Consider the following 19,944-nt stretch of genomic DNA (forward strand, 5'->3'; position numbering starts at 1 on the left):
CATGGAGAAGAGCGCCTGACCCCCGTCGGTCAGGCGCTCTTCTCCATGCCCGGGCGCAGCCGGGCGAGCAGCTCGTGGAGAGTGGCGCTCTCGTCCGCGTCGAGGGTGTCGAGCGCGCCGCTGGTGGCCTGCATCTCCTCGCGGACACGGCGGATGACGTCCCGGCCCTCGTCGGTGGCCACGACGTTCTTGACGCGTCGGTCGGAGGGGTCGGGCTCGCGGCGGACGAGGGAGCGGGCCTCCAGACGGTCGATGATGCCGGTGACGTTGGACGCGTCGCACACGAGCAGGGTGGCGAGGGCACGCATCGGCAGTGGGCCGTTGAGCTGTGCGAGGACCTTCGCCTGGGTGGAGGTCAGACCGTGGTGGGCCGCGGCGGCCGCGAAGTCGCGCCACTGGGCCGTGCCGATGGCGGCGAGGAGCTCCATGAGCTGGAGCTTGGTGGGGGTCGGGGAGGTCGTCGCGCTCATGGGCCGAGCCTACTGAGAACGCTTGACATTATCAATTGTTTACTTGACCACCTCAAGCATCAAGGCCTACCTTCGGCGAAGTACTTGATGACATCAAACATCGATGATCTGAAGCTCCCGCGTCACCGGAAAAGGCCCTCCCTGCCATGAGTCATGCCCCCGCACCGCCCGCCGCCGATGCCCGGCGCGAGACCGTCATCGTCTTCGCCCTGAGCCTCGCCGCCATGGTCGTCTCGATGATGCAGACCCTGCCGGTCCCGATCCTCGGCCTCATCCGCACCGACCTCGGCACCTCCACGGCGAACGTGAGCTGGGTGACCACCGCCACGCTGCTCTCCGCCGCCGTCTTCACCCCGCTGCTCGGCCGCTTCGGCGACCAGCACGGCAAGAAGCCCACCCTCGTCGCCGTCCTCGGCGTCATGGTCGTCGGCTCCGTCGTCGCCGCCCTCGCGACCTCGCTGCCCCTGCTGATCCTCGGCCGCGTCCTCCAGGGCGCCGCCACCGCGATCTTCCCGCTGGCCCTCTCCGTCCTCCGCGAGGAGGTCAGGCCGCAGAAGCTGCCCGGCGCCATGTCCCTGGTCAGTGGCACCCTCGCCTTCGGCAGCGGCCTCGCGCTCGTCGCCACCGGACTGCTCACCTCCGGCTCCGACGCCGACTACCGCAGCGCCTTCTGGATGGCGACCGGCTTCGCCGTGCTCGCCCTGCTCGCGGTCGTGTTCCTCGTCCCCGCGACCCGTCACAAGACGGGCGGCCGCACCGACTTCCTCGGTGCGCTGACCCTCGGCATCACGCTGCTGCTGCTCCTGCTGCCCATCTCGCAGGGCCACGAGTGGGGCTGGGCCTCGGCCCGGACGCTCGGCAGCTTCGCCGGCGCGGCCGTCATGGCGGCCGTCTGGGTCCTCGTGGAGCGGAAGGTCCGCGAACCGCTCGTCGACATGAAGATGTTCGTCCACCGTCCGGTCCTCATGGCCAACCTGGCAGGCGTCCTCGTCGGCTTCGGCATGTTCGCGAACTTCCTGGGCGTCTCCTACCTCGTCCAGATGCCCGAAGCCCTCACCGGCTACGGCTTCGACGCGTCCATCCTGCGTGCCTCCGTGCAGTTCCTGCTGCCCGGTGCGATCGTCTCGCTGCTCGCCTCCCCGATCGGCGGTCAGCTGGTCCGTCACCGCGGACCGCGCACGGCCCTCGCCCTGGCCGCGGGCCTCGGCGCCGTCGGCTTCGCCTGGCTCGCCCTCGGTCACGGCCACACGGCATCGGTGATCGGGGCGGGGCTCGTCGTCGGCGCGGCCGTCAGCTTCGGTTACGCGGCCATGCCGGCCGTCATCATGTCGAGCGTCCCGCACCACCAGAGCGGCATCGCCAACGGCATCAACTCCATCTCCCGCTCCACGGGCAGCGCGATCGGCAGCGCGGTCGTCACCACGATCCTCGCCTCGCGGACCGTCGAGCACCTCCCGGCCGGCGTCCCGCCGCTGCCCGCGGAGTCCGGCTTCACCCTCACCTTCTGGATCGGCGCCACGGCCTTCGCCCTGGTCGCGGTGATCGCGGGCCTCGGCCTCCGGGCGCCCGCGGCGACCCGCCCGGCTGCGGGGGTGCCGTCCGTTCCCGCACCCGCGCCCGGGAAGGCGTCGGTGTCCTAGTCGAGGTCTCTTCGCCGGAGCGGCGCCCGGAGTTCGGTCGGCACCCGGGGTGTCGGTCCCCTCACCGAGCGTCGCTCCGGCGAATCTTCACATCGTGCAAGAGGAGGAGGTCCCTCCCCTTGTGCGGTCCCTCGACGGGGCGGCCGCTCTGCCGTCGTTTGAGGGGTCTATGTCCCCTTGCGTTCCGCCGGAGCGACGGAGGGCCGATTTCTGTTACTCGATCCTGCGGAGAACCTGTGACGATCCCCTGGCGATCTGCCAAATAGATCGAAACGCCCTTCGATTCGGTGATGAATTCGTGTGCCGCGGCACGTCAACTCGGTTGGCCGGGCAACCCGTTCGCGTGCTTACATCTGCACATCGCGGCCGCCGTCGAGCGGTGCTTGATTCGGCCGGGTAAAAACATTCACATGAATTGAAGGGTGCGCACACATGCGTAACGACATCGAGACCCGTGAGATCGCCGACGCCGAGCTGGACGCCGTTTCCGGCGGCCTCGCCATCTCCGGTGGCCTCGCCGGCGCCGTGGTCGGCGACGTCAGCACCGTCCTCGGCACCGTGACCTCGCTCCAGACCGTCCAGGGCGTGCAGGCCCTGCCGGGCGTCGTCACGGGCCTCGCCGGTGTCAACGTCGGTGTCGCCGGTCTCTGAGCGGCCTGTCCGTGAACCCCGGAACGCATTCCCGTTCCGGGGTTCACGGCTGCCCTTCCCGCCCTGCGGGCGGACTTCTGCCGGTCAATTCGGCAGCCCAGTGAAGAATGCAGTCGAAGGAAGAGTCCGTGCAGTTCCGTCAGAAGGCGCTTTCCAAGCTGCAATCGCCCGAAGAACTCGACCTGCCGGTACGGTTCGCGCGCCCGCAGGGCCGGCTCGTGCTCGCGGTCACCGTCGTCGTGATGGCCGTCGCGACCTTCTGGGCATTCACCGGATCCGTGTCCTCCAAGCTGAGCGCACCCGGAATTCTCACCCGGCCCGAGGGCGGTTACCTCCTGCAGAGTCCCTTCGCCGGACAGGTCACCGCCGTACACGCCGAGGAGGGGCAGCTGGTGTCCCCTGACGCACCCCTGCTCACGGTCCGGACGCCGCAGGGCGACCGGGACGTCCGGGCGGTCGAGGGAGGGCGGGTGACGACCCTCCTCGCCAAGACCGGTCTCGTCGTCACCACCGGCGCCGACGTGGCGACCGTGGAACGCGTGAAGAACCCGGACGACCCGCTGGTGGCCATGCTCTACGTACCCGCCGGCAGCGGCGCGGCGATCCCCGTCGGCGCCCAGGTCGACCTCGGCGTCCAGTCCGCGCCCCAGCAGCGGTTCGGTGTGCTCCGCGGCCGGGTCAAGGCCGTCGGCCGCGCCCCCCAGACACCGGCGCAGATCAGCGGCTTCCTCGGCGACGCCGCGCTCGCCGCGCAATTCGCCCGGCACGGCAACCCCGTCGCCGTGCTCGTCCAGCTGGAGCGCTCGGCCGCGACCCCGTCCGGCTACCGGTGGTCCTCGGTCGACGGGCCGCCGTACGCCGTCGACTCCACGACACCCGTCACCGGAACCGTCCACCTCGCCGCGCAGCGCCCCGTCGACTGGCTGCTCCCGTGACCGCGTCGCCCGACACGACCCCCCAGCTCGATTGGCCGCTCCCGTGACCGCGTCGCCCGACACGACCCCCCAGCTCCCGCCCGCCGGGCACCGGAGGCACCGCCCCGCGCCGCAGGGCGGCAGCCGACGGCGCCCCGAGCCGGTCGGCCGAAACCCCCGGCGCCGCGGGGCGGTCCCCAAGGGCCGTACGCCCCGCCCCGTGCGCACCCCCACCGTGCTGCAGATGGAGGCGGTGGAGTGCGGCGCCGCCGCGCTCGCCATGGTGCTCGGCCACTACGGCCGGTTCGTCGCCCTGGAGGAGCTCCGCATCGCCTGCGGCGTCTCCCGCGACGGGTCCCGCGCCAGCAACCTCCTCAAGGCGGCCCGCGGTTACGGCCTGAAGGCCAAGGGCATGCAGATGGACCTGGCCGCGCTCGCCGGAGTGCAGCCGCCGGCCATCCTCTTCTGGGAGTTCAACCACTACGTCGTCTACGAGGGCATCGGGCGCCGTCTCGGTCGCCGCGGCGTCCACATCAACGACCCGGCCAAGGGCCGGCGATTCGTGCCCATGGACGAGTTCGACACCAGCTTCACCGGCGTCGTGCTCACCTTCGAGCCCGGCGAGGGCTTCCGCCGCACCGGGCGCAGGCCCGGCGTCATGGGCGCGATGCCCGCCCGTCTGCGCGGCACCTCGGGCACCCTGCTCGCGGCCGTGCTCGCCAGCCTCCTCCTCGTCGTGGTCGGTGCGGCGATACCCGCGCTGAGCCGTACGTACATCGACATGTTCCTGATCGGCGAGCAGACGTCACTCCTCGGCGTGCTCTTCACGTCGATGGCGGCGGCCCTGCTGCTCACGGCGGTGCTCACCCTCCTCCAGCAGTCCAACCTGCTGCGCGGCCGCATCATCTCCTCCACGCTCGGCAGCGCCCGCTTCCTGCGGCATCTCCTCCGGCTTCCCGTCACCTTCTTCTCCCAGCGCAATCCGGCCGACCTGGTCCAGCGCCTGCAGTCCAACGACGCGGTCGCCGAGACACTGGCACGGGACCTCGCCGCCGCCGGCGTGGACGCGGTGGTCGTGGTCCTCTACGCGGTGCTGCTCTGGACGTACGACCCGCAGCTGACGGTCGTCGGCATCGGCATCGCGCTGCTCAACGTCGTGGCCATGCGGATCGTGATCCATGTGAGGGCCACCGACACCCAGAAACTCCGCGCCGAGAGCGCCCGGCTGACCAACACCTCGTACAGCGGTCTGCAGCTCATCGAGACGATGAAGGCCACCGGCGGCGAGGACGGCTTCTTCCGACGGTGGGCGGGCCAGCACGCGGTCACCCTCGACGTGCAGCAGCGGCTCGGCGTGCCCAGCATGTGGCTGGCGATCGTCGCCCCGACGCTCGCCGCGCTCAACAGCGCGCTGATCCTGATGATCGGCGGCCTGCGCGCGGTGGAGGGGCACCTCTCGGTCGGCCTGCTCGTCGCCTTCCAGGCCCTCATCACCAGCTTCACCACGCCGATCACCCGCCTCAACGGCGTGGCCGGCCGCATCCAGGACTTCGCGGCCGACGTCGCCCGGCTCAAGGACGTCGAGAACTTCCCCGTGGACCCGGTCTACTCACGGCGCGAGCCGCCCGCCGCCACCCGCCGACTCAAGGGCCATGTGGTGCTCGACGGCATCACCTTCGGCTACAGCCCGCTCGACGCCCCCCTCCTGAAGGACTTCTCGCTCTCGGTCGGCCCCGGGCGGCAGGTCGCGCTCGTCGGCGGCTCCGGCAGCGGCAAGTCCACCGTCTCGCGCCTGATCTCCGGGCTCTACGCCCCCTGGGAGGGCACCATCCGCATCGACGGCATGCGGCTGGAGGACATCCCGCGCGGCGCGCTCGCCGCCTCCGTCTCCTTCGTCGACCAGGACGTCTTCCTCTTCGAGGGCACCGTCCGTGACAACGTCGCCCTCTGGGACCCGTCCATCCCCGACGAGGCCGTCGTGGCCGCCCTCGAGGACGCCGCCGTGTACGAGGTGATCGCGCGCCGCCCCGGCGGCATCCACAGCCGGGTCGAGCAGGACGGCCGCAACTTCTCCGGCGGCCAGCGCCAACGCCTGGAGATCGCACGCGCGTTGGTGCGCCGCCCCAGCGTCATGGTCCTCGACGAGGTGACCAGTGCCCTGGACGCGTCGACCGAGCGTCTCGTCATCGACAACCTGCGGCGCCGGGGCTGCGCCTGCGTGGTCATCGCCCACCGGCTGAGCACCGTCCGCGACAGCGACGAGATCGTCGTCCTGGAGCGGGGCACCGTCGTCGAGCGCGGGCGGCACGAGCAGCTGCTCGCGGCGCGGGGCGCGTACGCCGAACTGGTCAAGGAGCACTGAGGTGACGTCCCCCCACCCGGCACCCGGCGCCGTGGACCCGGTCGTGGCCGCCCTGGGCGGGCTCGGCACGCCCCTCGACTGCACGGGCCTGCGCAGCCTGTCCCTGGAGGGGCCGCTCGTGCTGTGGCTCGTCGTCGAGGGCGAGCTCGACCTGTTCGCGATCGACGCGGCGCAGGAGGGCCCCTGGCACTTCCTGGGCCGCCTGGCGCCGGGCACGCTGCTGCTCGGCCCGGCCGAGGGCCCCGGCCACACCCTGATCGGCCGCCCCCTGCAGGGCTGCCTGCTGCGCCGCATCGAACTGCGCGAGCTGCAGCCGTACGGACACGAGGCGTACGGACCCGAGGCTTACGGGCAGGGCGAGTACGCGCGCGGCCCGTACGGGCACGGGGGCGACGGCTACGGCCCGTACGGGCAGGGCCGGTTCGGGACGGAGACGTACGGACCGGGGGAGTACGGCGTCGCCGAGGTGCCGCTGAGCCCCCTGGAGAACGCCTTCGCACTCGGCATCGGGCGCGGCCTGCGCGTCCTCTACCAGGCTCCCCTGGAGAGCCGCGCCACCGCCGGCCCGGGCGCGGCCGACGACGACGTCCTGTGGATGCAGATCACCCCGGGCAGCGTGCGGTACGGCGCCGTGTACGAGGGGTACGACGGATACGACACCGCGGCCGCGCTCCTCGTCGACGGGGCGATGTGGCAGGGCATGGTCGACCAGCAGTACCGGCTGCTGTACGCCCTGGACAACTGGATCGAACAGGTCGAGCGCGCCCACGAGGACCGCACGGCGGCCGGCATCCAGGCCGGTGAGGCCGCCCGTACCCAGGCCGACCAGGCCCTGCTCGCCTCCATCGGCCGCTCCGGCGGCCGGTCGCGCGGGGCGTCCGGGCGCGGCGGGAGCGACGACGCGGCCTTCGCCGTGTGCCGGCTGGTCGCCCGCGAGGCGGGCATCACCCTGTCGGAGCCGGTCGGATCCGGCGCAGACGCGGGGCGGACCGACCCCGTCGAACGCATCGCGCTCGCCTCACGGATCCGCACCCGGGTCGTCAGCCTCCACGGCCGCTGGTGGCGCGAGAACAGCGGGCCGCTGGTGGGGCGGCGGGAGCAGGACGGCAGACCGGTCGCCCTGCTGTGGCGACGCGGCGGTTACGAGGCCGTCGACCCCGCCACCGGCACCCGGGAGCGCGTCGGCGCCGCCGATGAGGGCGCCTTCGAACCCGGCGCCGTCATGTTCTACCGCCCGCTGCCCGACGGCAGGCCGGGCCTGCTGCGACTGCTCCGTTTCAGTCTGCGGGGGACCGGTGGGGACCTGCGCGGCCTCCTCGTGGGCGGTCTTGTCGCGGTCGGCCTGGGCGCTCTCGTCCCCATCGCCACCGGCAAGGTCCTCGGCGAGTACGTACCGCAGGCCGAGGACGGCCTCATCGTGCAGACGGCGCTCGCGCTCATCGCGGCCAGTGTCGTCTCGGCCGCGTTCATGCTGCTGCAGAACATCGCGATCCTGCGGGTGGAGGGCCGCATCGAGGCCACCCTCCAACCGGCCGTCTGGGACCGGCTGCTGAGGCTGCCGGTGACGTTCTTCGCCGGCAGCTCCACCGGAGAGCTGGCGAGCGCGGCCATGGGTGTCAGCGCCATCCGCAGCGTGCTCTCCGGCATCGGCTCGGTCTGTCTGCAGGCGAGCACCGTCGGCACGATGAACCTCGTCCTGCTGCTCTTCTACAGCGTGCCGCTGGCGCTGGTCGCGCTCGCCATGCTGCTCGTCATCGCCGTCCTCTTCCTGGGGCTCGGGCTGTGGCAGCTGCGGTACCAGCGGCGGCTGCTCACGCTCGGCAACAAGCTCAACAACCAGGCGTTCCAGACCCTGCGCGGGCTGCCCAAGCTGCGTGTGGCCGCCGCCGAGAGCTTCGCCTACGCGGCCTGGGCGCGGGAGTTCGCCCGTACCCGGGAGCTCCAGCAGCGGATCGGCCGGATCAAGAACGCCATCACCGTCCTCAACGCGGTCTGCCCGCCGCTGTGCATGCTGGTGATGTTCATGCTGCTCGCGGGACCGGCGCGGGGCAGCATGTCCGCCGCCGAATTCCTCACCTTCAGCACGGCCGTGACGATCCTGCTGTCCTCGGTCACCCAGCTGACCGGCGCGCTCATCTCGGCCGCCGCCGTGCAGCCGATGTTCGAGCAGATCGGGCCGGTCTTCCGGGAGACCCCCGAGGTGCGCGGCTCCAGCACACGGCCGGGGGTGCTGAGCGGGGCGGTCGAGGCGAAGAACCTGTCCTACCGGTACACCGAGGACGGTCCGCTCGTCCTGGACGACGTGTCGGTCCAGGTGCGGCCCGGCGAGTTCGTCGCGATCGTCGGGGCCAGCGGCTGTGGCAAGTCGACCCTGCTCCGCCTGCTCATCGGCTTCGACAGGCCGGTCGCGGGCAGTGTGCTGTACGACGGCCAGGATCTGGCGGCGCTCGACCGGGCGGCCGTACGCCGGCAGTGCGGCGTCGTCCTGCAGCACGCGCAGCCGTTCTCCGGCTCGATCCTCGACTGCATCCGCGGGGCGGAGCCGTACTCGCCGGAGGAGGCGTGGGAGGCGGCAGCCATGGCCGGTCTGGCCGAGGACATCAAGGCCATGCCCATGGGGATGCACACCATGCTGTCCGACGGCGGGGGCACGGTGTCCGGCGGCCAGCGCCAGCGGCTGATGATCGCCCAGGCCCTCATCCGCAAGCCGCGCGTCCTCTTCCTGGACGAGGCCACCAGCGCCCTGGACAACGAGGCGCAGCGCGTCGTCATCGAGTCCACGCGCACGCTGCGCGCCACCCGCGTCGTGATCGCCCACCGGCTGTCCACGATCATGGACGCCGACCGGGTGATCGTCATGGCGGACGGCCGGGTGGCGCAGCAGGGGCCGCCCGCCGAACTCCTCGCCGACACGAGCGGCCCGTTCCACGCGCTCGTACGCCGCCAGCTCGGCTGACCGGCGCCCCGCGCGGATACGTGGAGAGGGCACTTTTCGGAATCCGAGCCTCCCGGACGGAAAAGCCCGAATGCCTCGACGGAAGGGCTTTCGATCAGGGAAGCTGTCCCCAACAGGCCTTCATATAGGCGCAGTTGAGCACATTCTGCATCAATCCGGGGGAGAAGATGACGAGATCCACTCACCGTTGGCCGGCACGCGCGGCGGTCACGGCGGCCACCGCGGTACTCATAACCAGCGGCACGGCCGGCGTCACGTTCGCGGCCGAGACGGACCGCGCGGCCGCGTCCGTCGTGGCGTACGACCCCAGCGTCAACAGCACGGCGAACTTCGCGGTGGTCGCGACCACGCATCCCGACACCGTGGGCTGCAACGGCTACAAGGTGACGGGGACGGGGACCGCCAGCGGCAAGCCCACCACCGGCGGGACCTGGACGCAGGACGAGGTGGCGTGTACCGCGACCATCCCCGGCAAGTACGACATCAAGGGGACGGCGACGCTGACGGAGAGCGACGGCGACAAGCTCTTCATCAGCTACGAGCTCTCCGCGCCGCTGACGTCGGACACCATGGTCTACCCGTCCGGCACGTTCAAGATCACCGGCGGTACCGGCAACTACGCGTTCGCGACCGGCAGCGGCAAGATGAACGCCCGGGTCAACCTGCTGGACCACGACCACGTGACCTCCACGATCATGGGGGACATCCTGTACACGGGCTGACCCCGGCCATGATCAAGCACCGGCGGACGACGGCGTGCTGCCGTCGACCGCCGTCGGAGCCGGTCCCGCTCACGGGGCCGGCTCCGCCCTTCTGACGGCGCAACCTCCAAGGGGCCGCACCATGAAGAGCACGATGCAGGACCGTGAGCTGCTCGTCCGTGACCTCCTCGCGCACGGGCAACGCGTCTACGCGGACAGCCGGGTGATCCGATGTGCCGACGCGCAGCACGAACGGTCCTTACAGACCTTCGCCGACATCGCCGACCAGGCCGAACAACTCGCCGCGGCACTCGCCGGCTTGGGTGTACGGATCGGCGAGCGCGTCGCCACGCTCGCCTGGAACACCCCCGAACACCTGGTGGCCTATCTCGCCGTACCGAGCATGGGCGCCGTGCTGCACACGCTCAACCTCCGCCTCCATCCCGACCAGTTGGGCTACATCGTCGAGCACGCCGAGGACTCCGTCCTCCTGGTCGACTCGACCCTCCAGGACATGCTCACCCCCCTGCGGGACCGGCTCGGCAGCGTACGCCACGTGGTCGTCATCGGCGGCGCGCCGCAGGTCGAGCTGCCCGGCCACATCGCCGTGCACCGCTGGGACGAGCTCCTCGCGGCCGAGCGGCCCGGCTACGTCTGGCCCGACCTGGACGAGCGGGAGGCGGCCGCGCTCTGCTACACCACCGGCACCACCGGGGACCCCAAGGGCGTGGCCTACAGCCACCGTTCGATCTCCCTGCACACTCTCGGCGTCTCGGGCGGCGCCGGCTTCGCGATGCACGACGGCGACCGCGTCCTGCCGATCGTGCCGATGTTCCACGCCAACGCCTGGGGCTGGCCGTACTCCGCCTGGCTCGCGGGCGCCGACCTGATCATGAACGGCCGACAGCTGCACACCCCGGATCTGGCCCGCATCATCAACGAGGAGCGGCCCACCGCGGTGGCCGCGATCTGCACGATCTGGAACAGCCTGGTCCACCACGGCGAACAGCACCCCCTGGACCTGAGCGGCGTACGGCTCGCGGGCTGCGGCGGCGCGACCCCGCCGCGCGCCCTGCTGCAGCAGCTCAAGGACCGCTACGGGGTCCGCCTCACGCAGGGCTGGGGACTCACCGAGACCAGCCCCCTCGCCACCTTCGCGGTCCCCCCGTACGGCACCCCCGACGAGGAGGAGGTCGGCTGGCTGGCCAAGAGCGGCCGGGTGATGCCCTACGTCGACGTACGGGTGATCGCCGAGGACGGCACCGAACAGCCCTGGGACGGAACCTCGGTGGGCGAACTGGAACTGCGCGGGCCCTGGGTCACCGGCTCGTACTACAACACCCCCGACTCCCCGGAGAAGTTCCACGACGGCTGGCTGCGCACCGGCGACCTGGGCGTGATCGAACCGGGCGGCTGGGTGGTGGTAAGCGACCGCCTCAAGGACGGCATCAAGAGCGGGGGCGAGTGGATCTCCACCATCGAGCTGGAGAACGCGATCATCGAGCACCCCGCCGTCCTCGAAGCCGTCGTGGTCGGCGTGCCCGACCCGCGCTGGGAGGAACGCCCGCTGGCCTGCGTGTCGCTGGTGCCGGGCGCCGAGGCCGGCGGGGACGAGCTGCGGGAGTTCCTGACCGGGCGGGTGGCCCGCTGGTGGGTGCCGGAGCGGTGGTCGTTCGTGGCGGCGGTGCCCAAGACCAGCGTCGGCAAGTACGACAAGCGGGCCGTACGGACCCGGTACGCGGAGGGGACGCTGGACGTCTGGCTCCCGGGCGCGGGTGACTCCGGCCCCCAGGCACCCACGGGGTCCGGGGCGCCCCGGGAGTGAACGGCCAAGCGGTGCCCGGACGTCCTGGAGCACCAGGACCGTCCGGGGCACCGCTCCCGGTCCGGTGGCCTCAGGCCGCCAGCCGGTCCGCCGTCTCGGCCAGCAGCTCCCGCTGCCGGCCGGCGTCGAGCCCCAGCTCCCGCACCAGCCGGAGCGTCAGCACGAGCCGGGCCTGGATCGTCGTCTCGGGGTCCGGGTGCTCGCCGCCGGGCGCCGCGCCCTCGTCGAGTCCGGCGGCGACCAGACCTTCGAGGAACGCCGGGTCGAAGTCCTCCGCGCCGGCGTCCAGCGAGCCGAGGACCTCCGCGACGTAGTCGCCGATCTCCGGCGGCGTCGCACCCCGCGGGAAACGACGGCGGACCGCGATACCGAAGGCGACACCGACCGCCTCCCCGTACCGCGGGTCGGTGGGGTCGAGAGCGGCCGACTTCTGGGCGAACCCGATGAAGTCGAACGCCAACAGCGCCCCCAGCACATCGAGTTCGGTGGAGGTGGCACTGGTCATGACGGTCGGCCTTCTGTCGTGGGCGGAGTGGTCGTGGTGTCCTTGGCCCGGGCGTTGGCGACGAGCGCCGTCGCGACGTGCTCGGCGTCGCGGCCGACGAAGCCGATCAGCGCCGAGCCGCGGGTACGCATCCGGTACAGCCCCAGGTAGTAGCTGCCGGGCACGGCTCCCGTGCCCTCGGTGTGCCGCGGCTGCCCGTCGTCGTCGAGCATCTCCGGGTCGAGCCAGCTCCAGTCGGTGCGGAAGCCGGTCGCCCAGATCACCGTGGACGGCTTGACGCGCTCGCCGTCCGCGACCAGCAACTCGCCGCCCTCGGCGGCGGTGATCCGGCCCACGGTCCGGATCCCGCCCGCCGCGACGAGCTCGGGCACCCGGTCGCCGACGACCGGGTCGGGCGCCTGCATGCTCACGGGCAGACGCATCACCCCGAGGACGCTCATCCACCAGAACATGTCCCGGCCGACGACCGTCTGCGGCAGGGGCGGCGAGACGGCCTCGCTGCAGCCGAGCACCACGTCGTGGGTCGCGGACAGCTCGGCGGCGATCTGCCGGCCGGAGTTGCCGTCGCCGACGACCACCACGGTCCCCGGTGCCACCTGCGCGGGGCTCCGGTACTCGCTGGTGTGCAGCGTGGGCACGTCCGGACTCAGCGCGGCGGCGAACTCCGGAAGGCGGGGGACGCCGAACGCCCCGGTCGCGATCACGACCTGCCCGGCCCGGCAGTCGCCGTGCGTCGTGCTCAGCAGATAGCCGTCACCTTCCCTGCGTACCGACAGCACCCGGTGGTCCGGCAGCACCGGCAGGCCGAACCGCTCGGCGTAGTCCCGCAGGTACGCCACCACCTCGTCCTTGCCGGGGTAGTGCCTGGCGTCGCCGGGGAAGGGCAGACCCGGCAGCCCGGAGAACTGCGCGGACGTGAACAGCGTCAGCGAGTCCCAGCGCCGCTCCCACGTCTCGCCGACCTCGCCGCCCGCGTCGAGCAGCACGCACTCCACCCCGGCCTGCCGGAGGTGGTACCCGACGGCGAGCCCGGACTGCCCCGCTCCGACGACCGCCACCGGCACGGTGGCCGGCAGGGTGCCCGTCCGCTCACCGTCCTGCCGCCGTATCGGATCGGCCTGATCAATTCGCATACCGATTGTCCTCACTTCTTGGACCTGGACCCGTGGAACCCGAAGGACCGGTCCGGGGTGGATCGGCCGGGCCGCCGGAGGGGCGGCCCGGCCGGGTCGGTTCAGTTGGCGTCGAGAGCCTGGCGCAGCTGGTCCGCGAGGACCCGCAGCCGCTCACCGCGCATCACCGTGTAGTGGTCGCCGGGTACGTCGACGAGAGCGGCGTCGCCGGGGAAGTACTCCATCCAGCGGGACGCGGTCTCGACGGACGCACCGCCGTCCGCGGCCCGCAGCGACAGCACCCGGCCCGCGAAGGGGCTGGGCGCGTACCGCAGCAGGGCGCGGTAGTTGCTCTGGAACCGGCCGACGATGGAACTCAGCGTGTCGAGGTCGATGTCCTCGGACAGCGCCCCCGCCGCACGCGCCTCGGCGTGCAGCACCTCCACCGGCGGACGGCCGTCGAAGGCCTCGGCCGGCAGCTCCCACTCCACCCCGGCGAGGCCTGCCAGATCCCGGGCGAACCAGGACAGCAGCACCTCGTCGGAGACGGGCGCGCCCTCGGCCGGACCGGGCCGCTCCATCAGGTCGACCACGGCGAGCAGCTCCACCTCGGCCCCCGCCGCGGTGAGCTGGGCCGCCATCTCCAGGGCGATCACGCCACCCATCGACCAGCCGCCGACGCGGTACGGGCCGTCGGGCAGCGCCTCGCGGACCGCGGCGACGTAGTGGGCGGCCATGTCCTCGACGCTCAGCAGCTCCGTGTCCGGGAGCTGCAGCGCGTAGAACGGCTGGTCGTGGCCGAGGAGTTCGGCGAGCTCCGCGTAGCAGAGCACGTCACCGCCGACCGGGTGGACGAACACCAGCGGAGTCCGCCATCCCGTGGTGCGTACCGGCACGAGCGCCCTGCGGCCGTCCTCGACGCTGCCGGCCTCCCGGACCGCCTGGGCGAGCAGCTCGATGGTCGGGCGGGCGAAGAGGCTGGACAGCGGCAGGCTGCGGCCCAGACCGCGGGCGATCCTGGCCATCAGACGCACCGCGAGCAGCGAGTCCCCGCCGAGGTCGAAGAAGCTCGCGGTCACCCCGATCTCGGTGACACCGAAGAACTCCGCCCAGATCTCGGCGAGTCGGCGTTCCACCTCGTCGCGGGGGGCGACGAAGCCGGCGCCCTCGACGGCGACCTCGTCGGGAGCGGGCAGCGCCGCCCGGTTGACCTTGCCGTTGTCGCTGAGCGGAAGCTCGTCCAGGACGAGGACGCGCTGCGGCACCAGGTGCTGCGGGACCACCTTGCGCAGCGACTCGGTGATCCGCTGCTCGGTGTCGTCGCGCCCGTCGTCCAGGACGACGTACGCGATCAGCCGCTTGGGCCCGTGCTGCTCGCCCGCCGCGACGACCGCCGCGGCCCGTACGCCCTCGCACTGGGTGAGAGCGGCCTCCACCTCGCCCAGTTCGATGCGGTAGCCCTGGATCTTGACCTGCGAGTCCTGGCGGCCGAGGAACTCGATGGTGCCGTCCGGCAGGAAGCGGCCCAGGTCGCCGGTGCGGTAGAGCCGTTCACCGGAGACCGGGTGGTGCAGGAAGGCGGCGCTGGTCTTGGCCTCGTCGTTCAGATACCCGCGGGCCAGGCCGACGCCGGCGATGTAGAGGTCGCCGGGCACCCACACGGGGCACGGTCGCATCGCGCCGTCGAGCACGTGGAAGCGCTGGTTACGCATCGCCTTGCCGTAGGGGATGCTGACGCAGTCCTCGCTGACCTCCCCGATGGGGTGCAGGATCGACCAGATCGACGCCTCGGTGGCGCCGCCGAGGCTCCACAGCTCGGCGTCCTCGAGGAGCAGCCGGATCCGGCCGGGCAGGTTCACCGGGATCCAGTCCCCGCTCATCATGACCAGCCGCAGCGGCAGCCCGGTGAGCCGGTTCGCGAGGGCGTGCTCGGTGAACATCTCCATCAGCGCGGGCACGCTGTTCCAGATCGTCACCCCGTGCTCGGTGACGAGCTCCGCCCAGCGGGCGGGCTCGCGGTGCGCCGACGGCTCGGGCAGCACCAGGGCGCCACCCGCCGAAAGCAGTCCGAAGACGTCGTAGACCGACAGGTCGAAGTGCATCGCGGACAGTCCGAGGGCCCGGTCCGCCGCGGTGACGCGATAGCGCTCGTTGACGTCGACGATGGTGTTCAGGGCCGCGCCGTGCTCGATCATCACGCCCTTGGGCAGCCCGGTGGAGCCCGATGTGAAGATCACATAGGCGAGGTCGGTGGGCTTGGCGCCCGACGGCCCGAGCGGTTCGAGCTCTCCGCCCGACCCCGGGCTCGCGCCGTCACCCTGCCCGCCGGACCCTTCGTCGGCCCGCACCACGGTCCTGGCCACGCCCTGCGGCCAGTCGGCGATGTCGTCCACCCACGGCTGGGTGACCACCCGGGTGATCCCGGCACTGTCGAGCAGCACACGCAGCCGCTCGGCGGGCACCCGGGCGTCGATCGGCACGTACGCCGCCCCCGCCCGCAGGATGCCGAGGGCCGCGACGACCTGCTCCCAGCCCTTGTCCATGACGATGCCGACCAGGTCGCCGGGACCGGCCCCCAGCGCACGCAGCCGGTGACCCACCTGGTGCGACCCGCGCTCGAGATCCGCGTACGTCAGGGTCAGCGACCCCGTGACGACCGCGGGCGCGTCGGGGGTCTCCGCCGCGCGGGCGAGCACCGCGTCGTGCAGCAGCCCGTCGGGCACCGGCCCGTCGGTGGCGTTGGCCTCGGCCCGTACGTCCAGGTCGGCGACGGGTGCGAGGACGGGCCTGGGACGCTGCCAGGCCGCCGGGTCGCGGGACAGATCGCGCAGCGTCCGCTGGTACGCGGCGAACATCGCGTCGATGCAGCCCGCCGGGAACAGCTCCTCGATCACGTCCCAGTTCAGGAGGAGCTCACCGGCCTCCTCGACCGCCTGGTGGTCCAGCCACACCTGCGGGGTGCGGACCGAGCTGCTCACCTGACGGCCGTTCTCACCGATTCCGGCGAGGTACCGCACGACGCCACCGCGCTCGCCGTCCTGCTGACCGGCCATGTTCACCAGGCTGGTGAAGACGACCGGCGCGGCGGCCCGCACCGAGGCGCCGCGCGCCCGGTTCAGCTCCCGGAGCACCTGCACACCGCTGACCTGGCTGTGCTCCATGTCGCTCCACAGCCGGCTCTGGACCTCGCAGGCGCGGGCGGCGAACGAGTCGGTCGCCGAGTCACGGATCTCCAGCATCAGGGTCGTCGAGAACTGACCGATGACGTCGTCGACCTGCGGGTGCAGCGGCAGCCGGTTGAAGTAGAGCAGGTTCAGGGAGAAGTCGGGAGTGGCACTCCACTCCGCGATGACCTGCGCGTACGCGGTGCACAGCGCCGCCGACGGGCTGACCCCGGCCGTCGCCGCGTGCTGCTTGAACCGGTCCCAGTCCTCCCTGGCCAGGGTCGCGCCACGGTGGTTGAACACCGGCCGCTCCAGGCTCGACGGGCTGACGGCCAGCGGCAGCTGGGGCGCGGGCGGCAGGGTGTCGAGCCGGTCACGCCAGTAGGCGAGCGCCCGGTCGTACTCGGGGCCGGCCTCCAGGGCGCGGGCCTCCCTGACGTAGTCCCGGTAGCGCAGCCGCAGTTCGGGCAGCGTCTCACCGCGGTAGTGCGCCGCCCACTCCTTGAACAGGATCGACGTGCTGAAGCCGTCGATGATCAGGGCGTCGAAGCCCGCGTGCAGCCGGATCACCCGCTCGTCGACGCGGGTCACCCGCACGTCGAACAGCGGCCAGCGCGTGGTGTCGAAGACCTGGTGCCGCATCTCCTCGTACACGGCGACCAGTTCGGCCTCGCGCTCGGCCGGCTCCAGGGCGGACGCGTCGGTCTCCCGGATCACATAGGCCGGGACGTCGCGCTGGATGCGCTGCTCGCCCTCGGCGGTGAAGACCGCCCGCAGCATGTCGTGGCGCTCGATCATCGCCCGGAAGGACGCGCCGAGCCGGTCCAGGTCCACGTTCTCCAGGTCGATCTCGATCTGGAAGTACGTGGAGGTGTTGCCGAGTTCGAAGGCGTCGCCGCGGCCCACGAGGTAGGCCTGCTGGAGGTCGGTCAGACCGAACGGCTCGTAGCGCTCGGAGTCGTCCTCGACGACGACGGCTTCACCGTCGGCCCGCGGGGCTTCCGCCTCCGCACCCTCGTGGTTCTCCGCGCCGGAGCCGAGAGCGGCCAGGACGTCGTCCGCGATGTCTTCGGTGCTGCGGCCTTCGAGGAACGCCGCCATCGGCAGCAGGACGTCGAACTCCTTGTTCAGCGTCGTCCGGATCTTCATCGCGATCAGCGAGTCCAGACCGAGCGCCTGCAGCGACTGCCCGGCGTCGAGCCGGGCCGCCGTCGTCCCGAGGGCCCGGGCGACGGTCCGGGTCACGAAGGCCCGCGCCGCGTCCGGCTCCACGGCAGGTGTCGCCTCGACCGCTTCGGCCGGGGCCGTCGTGGTGGCGACGGCCGGGCCCACGACGCGCGGGGGCGCCTCGGGCGCCGGCTCCGGGGCCCGCACGGCCGCCGGTACGTGGTGCGCCGCCGGTGCCTGTGCCGTCCCGGCCTCCGCCGCCGACCGGGTCAGGGCGGGGACGAACCGTACGCCGTCGGCCTCGGCCACGAGCCGGCCGTTCGCCGAGACGAGCCGGACACGTGCCCGGGTGCCGCCTTCGAACAGTTCGGCATGACATCGGAGCCCGTCCTGGGGGCCGCCGCGGTCGTAGTGGACGAAGCGTTCCAGACCGGCCGGCACGAGGGCCGGGCCGTCCGCCGGGAAGCAGGCCAGCGCGGTCTGGAACATCGCGTCGACGAGCCCGGGGTGGATCACGTACGCCTCGGTCTCGCCGGGCACCGCGGACCGGATCTCGGCGGTGGCCTCGTTCCGGCCGAGCCTGATCCGCTCCACCCAGCGGGCGGCGGAGCCCAGGTACAGGGCGCGCTGCCACAGCAGCCGGTACAGCTCGTCGCCGGTCAGCTCGCGGCCCGACCCGCCCGCCGCGAGCGCCACCGTCGGAGCGGCCGCCGCCCCCGACCGGGCCAGGGCCTGCGCGTGCAGCTGCCAGCCACCGGCCGAGTCCTGTGCGTAGTAGCTGAACCGACCGCCGTTCACGATGAGCTGAGCCGCGCGCTCCGCACCGTCCGGCGCAAGGGCCAGATCGGCGGGCAGCTCCAGGTCCTGGACGGACACCGGTCCCGGTCCCGCGAGTTCGGTGACCGCCTCGATCAGCGACTCCACGAACACACCGGCGCTGACCACCGGCCGCCCGCCGACCACGAAGTCGCCGAGGCAGGGGTGTGCCGACGGGTCGAGCGGCGGGGAGAACTGCGCCTGTGCGAGCGGCGACGACGGCAGTCGGACACCCAGCAGGCTTGCCGACTCGGCAGCCGGCGGCACCGGAAGGGGCGCGCCGGACGCCGCCGAGGGGGCTTCCGGTTCGAGCCAGTAGTGCTGGCGTTGGAAGGGGTAGGTGGGGAGTTGGGTGGTGTGGGGTTGGTAGGGGTGGAGGAGTGTGGGCCAGTCGACGGTGATGCCGTGGGTCCAGGCTTCGGCGGCGGATTCGATGAAGCGTTCGAGGGTGCCGGTGTTGCGGTGGAGGGTGCCGATGGCGGCGCCGGTGTCGCCGAGGGTTTCGGTGATGCCGGAGATGAGGACGGGGTGTGCGCTGACTTCGATGAACACGGTGTCGGGTGCGGCGAGTTGGGTGACGACGTCGGCGAGGCGGACTTTGCTGCGCAGGTTGCGGAACCAGTAGGCCGAGTCCAGTTCGCTGGTGTCGAGGATTCCGCCGGTGACGGTGGAGTGGAAGGCGATCTTGCCGGTTCGGGGGGTGATGTCTTTGAGTTCGTTGGCGAGGGTGTCCTGGATCTGGTCGACGTGTGCGGAGTGGGATGCGTAGTCGACGGGTATGCGGCGGGCCCAGATGCCGGTGGTCTCGCAGTGGGTGAGGAGTGCGTCGAGTGCTTCGGGTCGGCCTGCGACGACGGTGGAGGAGGGGCCGTTGACGGCGGCGACGGTGATCTGTCCGGGCCATGCGGTGAGGATGTGCTGGGCTTGGGTTTCGGGGACGCTCATCCATGCCATGCCGCCGCCTCCGGACAGGACGCGGAGTGCTTTGGAGCGGAGGGCGACGACGCGGGCGCCGTCTTCGATGCTGAGGCCGTCGGCGACGACGGCGGCGGCGATTTCGCCTTGGGAGTGGCCGATGACGGCTGTGGGGTGGATGCCGTTGGCGCGCCAGAGGGCGGCGAGGGCGATCATCATGGCCCATGAGGCGGGCTGGACGACGTCGACGCGGTCGAGGCCGGGGGCGTTGTCCTCGCCGCGCAGGACGGCGGTGAGGGACCAGTCCACGAAGGGTGCGAGGGCGGTTTCGCAGTCGGTGATGGTCTGGGCGAAGACGGGGGAGGAGTCGAGGAGTTCGACGGCCATCCCGGCCCATTGCGACCCCTGACCCGGGAACACGAACACGGCACGGGAAGGGGACACACCGTTCTCGGCGTCGACCTCGCCGGAGGCGAGCGCGTCGAGCCCGGCGAGAAGCCCCTCCCTCCCCTCGGCGCCGGGGACGACAGCCCGGGACTCGAAGGCGGACCGCTTGGCGGCCAGGGAGAACGCCACATCGGCCGGACGGAGCTCGGGCCGCGCCCGTACGTACTCGGCCAGCCGGCCGGCGGCCTCGGCGAGCGCGTCGGCAGAACGCGCCGAGATCGTCCACGGCAGCGTCGCGCCGTCCAGCCGGTCCGTGCCGTCCGTCGCCTCGTCCTCGGCGACCGGTTCGGCCGTGGGGG

General features: G+C 72.1%; 11 protein-coding genes. 7 read left to right on the top strand and 4 right to left on the bottom strand.

Annotated elements, in window-relative coordinates:
• Positions 1-29: 29 nt before the first annotated feature.
• Positions 30-470 (bottom strand): MarR family winged helix-turn-helix transcriptional regulator, encoded by a 441-nt coding sequence (locus tag AOK00_RS14445; protein ID WP_055600714.1) that lies wholly within the window; start codon positions 468-470, stop codon positions 30-32.
• Positions 471-616: 146 nt separating this feature from the next.
• Between AOK00_RS14445 and AOK00_RS14450 the strand changes: the two genes are divergently transcribed.
• From AOK00_RS14450 to AOK00_RS14480, 7 genes are all read left to right on the top strand, one after another.
• Positions 617-2,110 (top strand): MFS transporter, encoded by a 1,494-nt coding sequence (locus AOK00_RS14450; RefSeq protein ID WP_055600715.1) that lies wholly within the window; start codon positions 617-619, stop codon positions 2,108-2,110.
• 432 nt (positions 2,111-2,542) lie between these two features.
• Positions 2,543-2,761: a hypothetical protein gene (locus AOK00_RS14455; RefSeq protein WP_055600716.1), complete on the top strand. Its 219-nt coding sequence runs from the start codon at positions 2,543-2,545 to the stop codon at positions 2,759-2,761.
• 128 nt (positions 2,762-2,889) lie between these two features.
• The gene (locus AOK00_RS14460) at positions 2,890-3,696 is read left to right on the top strand and encodes an HlyD family efflux transporter periplasmic adaptor subunit (protein WP_055600717.1); all 807 of its coding nucleotides are present in this window, start codon (positions 2,890-2,892) and stop codon (positions 3,694-3,696) included.
• A gap of 199 nt (positions 3,697-3,895) precedes the next feature.
• Entirely contained in the window at positions 3,896-6,037 is a 2,142-nt protein-coding gene (locus AOK00_RS14465; protein ID WP_055600718.1) for an NHLP family bacteriocin export ABC transporter peptidase/permease/ATPase subunit, read from the top strand.
• A gap of 1 nt (position 6,038) precedes the next feature.
• Positions 6,039-8,993 carry an NHLP bacteriocin export ABC transporter permease/ATPase subunit gene (locus AOK00_RS14470; RefSeq protein ID WP_055600719.1) on the top strand — a complete coding sequence of 985 codons (2,955 nt, stop codon included), beginning with the start codon at positions 6,039-6,041 and terminating at the stop codon, positions 8,991-8,993.
• Between the two features lie 167 nt (positions 8,994-9,160).
• A complete protein-coding gene (locus tag AOK00_RS14475; protein ID WP_055600720.1) occupies positions 9,161-9,715 on the top strand; it encodes a hypothetical protein in 555 nt (184 codons plus the stop codon).
• Between the two features lie 121 nt (positions 9,716-9,836).
• Positions 9,837-11,519: a long-chain-fatty-acid--CoA ligase gene (locus AOK00_RS14480; RefSeq protein WP_055600721.1), complete on the top strand. Its 1,683-nt coding sequence runs from the start codon at positions 9,837-9,839 to the stop codon at positions 11,517-11,519.
• A gap of 70 nt (positions 11,520-11,589) precedes the next feature.
• Here the strand turns inward: AOK00_RS14480 and AOK00_RS14485 are convergent, their stop codons facing one another.
• The 3 genes from AOK00_RS14485 to AOK00_RS14495 form a co-directional block, all read right to left on the bottom strand.
• A complete protein-coding gene (locus AOK00_RS14485) occupies positions 11,590-12,024 on the bottom strand; it encodes a hypothetical protein (RefSeq protein WP_055600722.1) in 435 nt (144 codons plus the stop codon).
• Complete coding sequence (locus AOK00_RS14490) at positions 12,021-13,157, bottom strand: flavin-containing monooxygenase (protein ID WP_055600723.1); 1,137 nt, start codon at positions 13,155-13,157, stop codon at positions 12,021-12,023. The genes AOK00_RS14485 and AOK00_RS14490 overlap by 4 nt, the downstream gene beginning before the upstream one ends.
• A gap of 101 nt (positions 13,158-13,258) precedes the next feature.
• Positions 13,259-19,944 (bottom strand): non-ribosomal peptide synthetase (locus tag AOK00_RS14495; protein WP_159041762.1); only part of this gene is annotated, 6,686 nt, incomplete at its 5' end.

Source organism: Streptomyces aureus, from assembly GCF_001418135.1.
Classification (GTDB): domain Bacteria; phylum Actinomycetota; class Actinomycetes; order Streptomycetales; family Streptomycetaceae; genus Streptomyces; species Streptomyces aureus_A.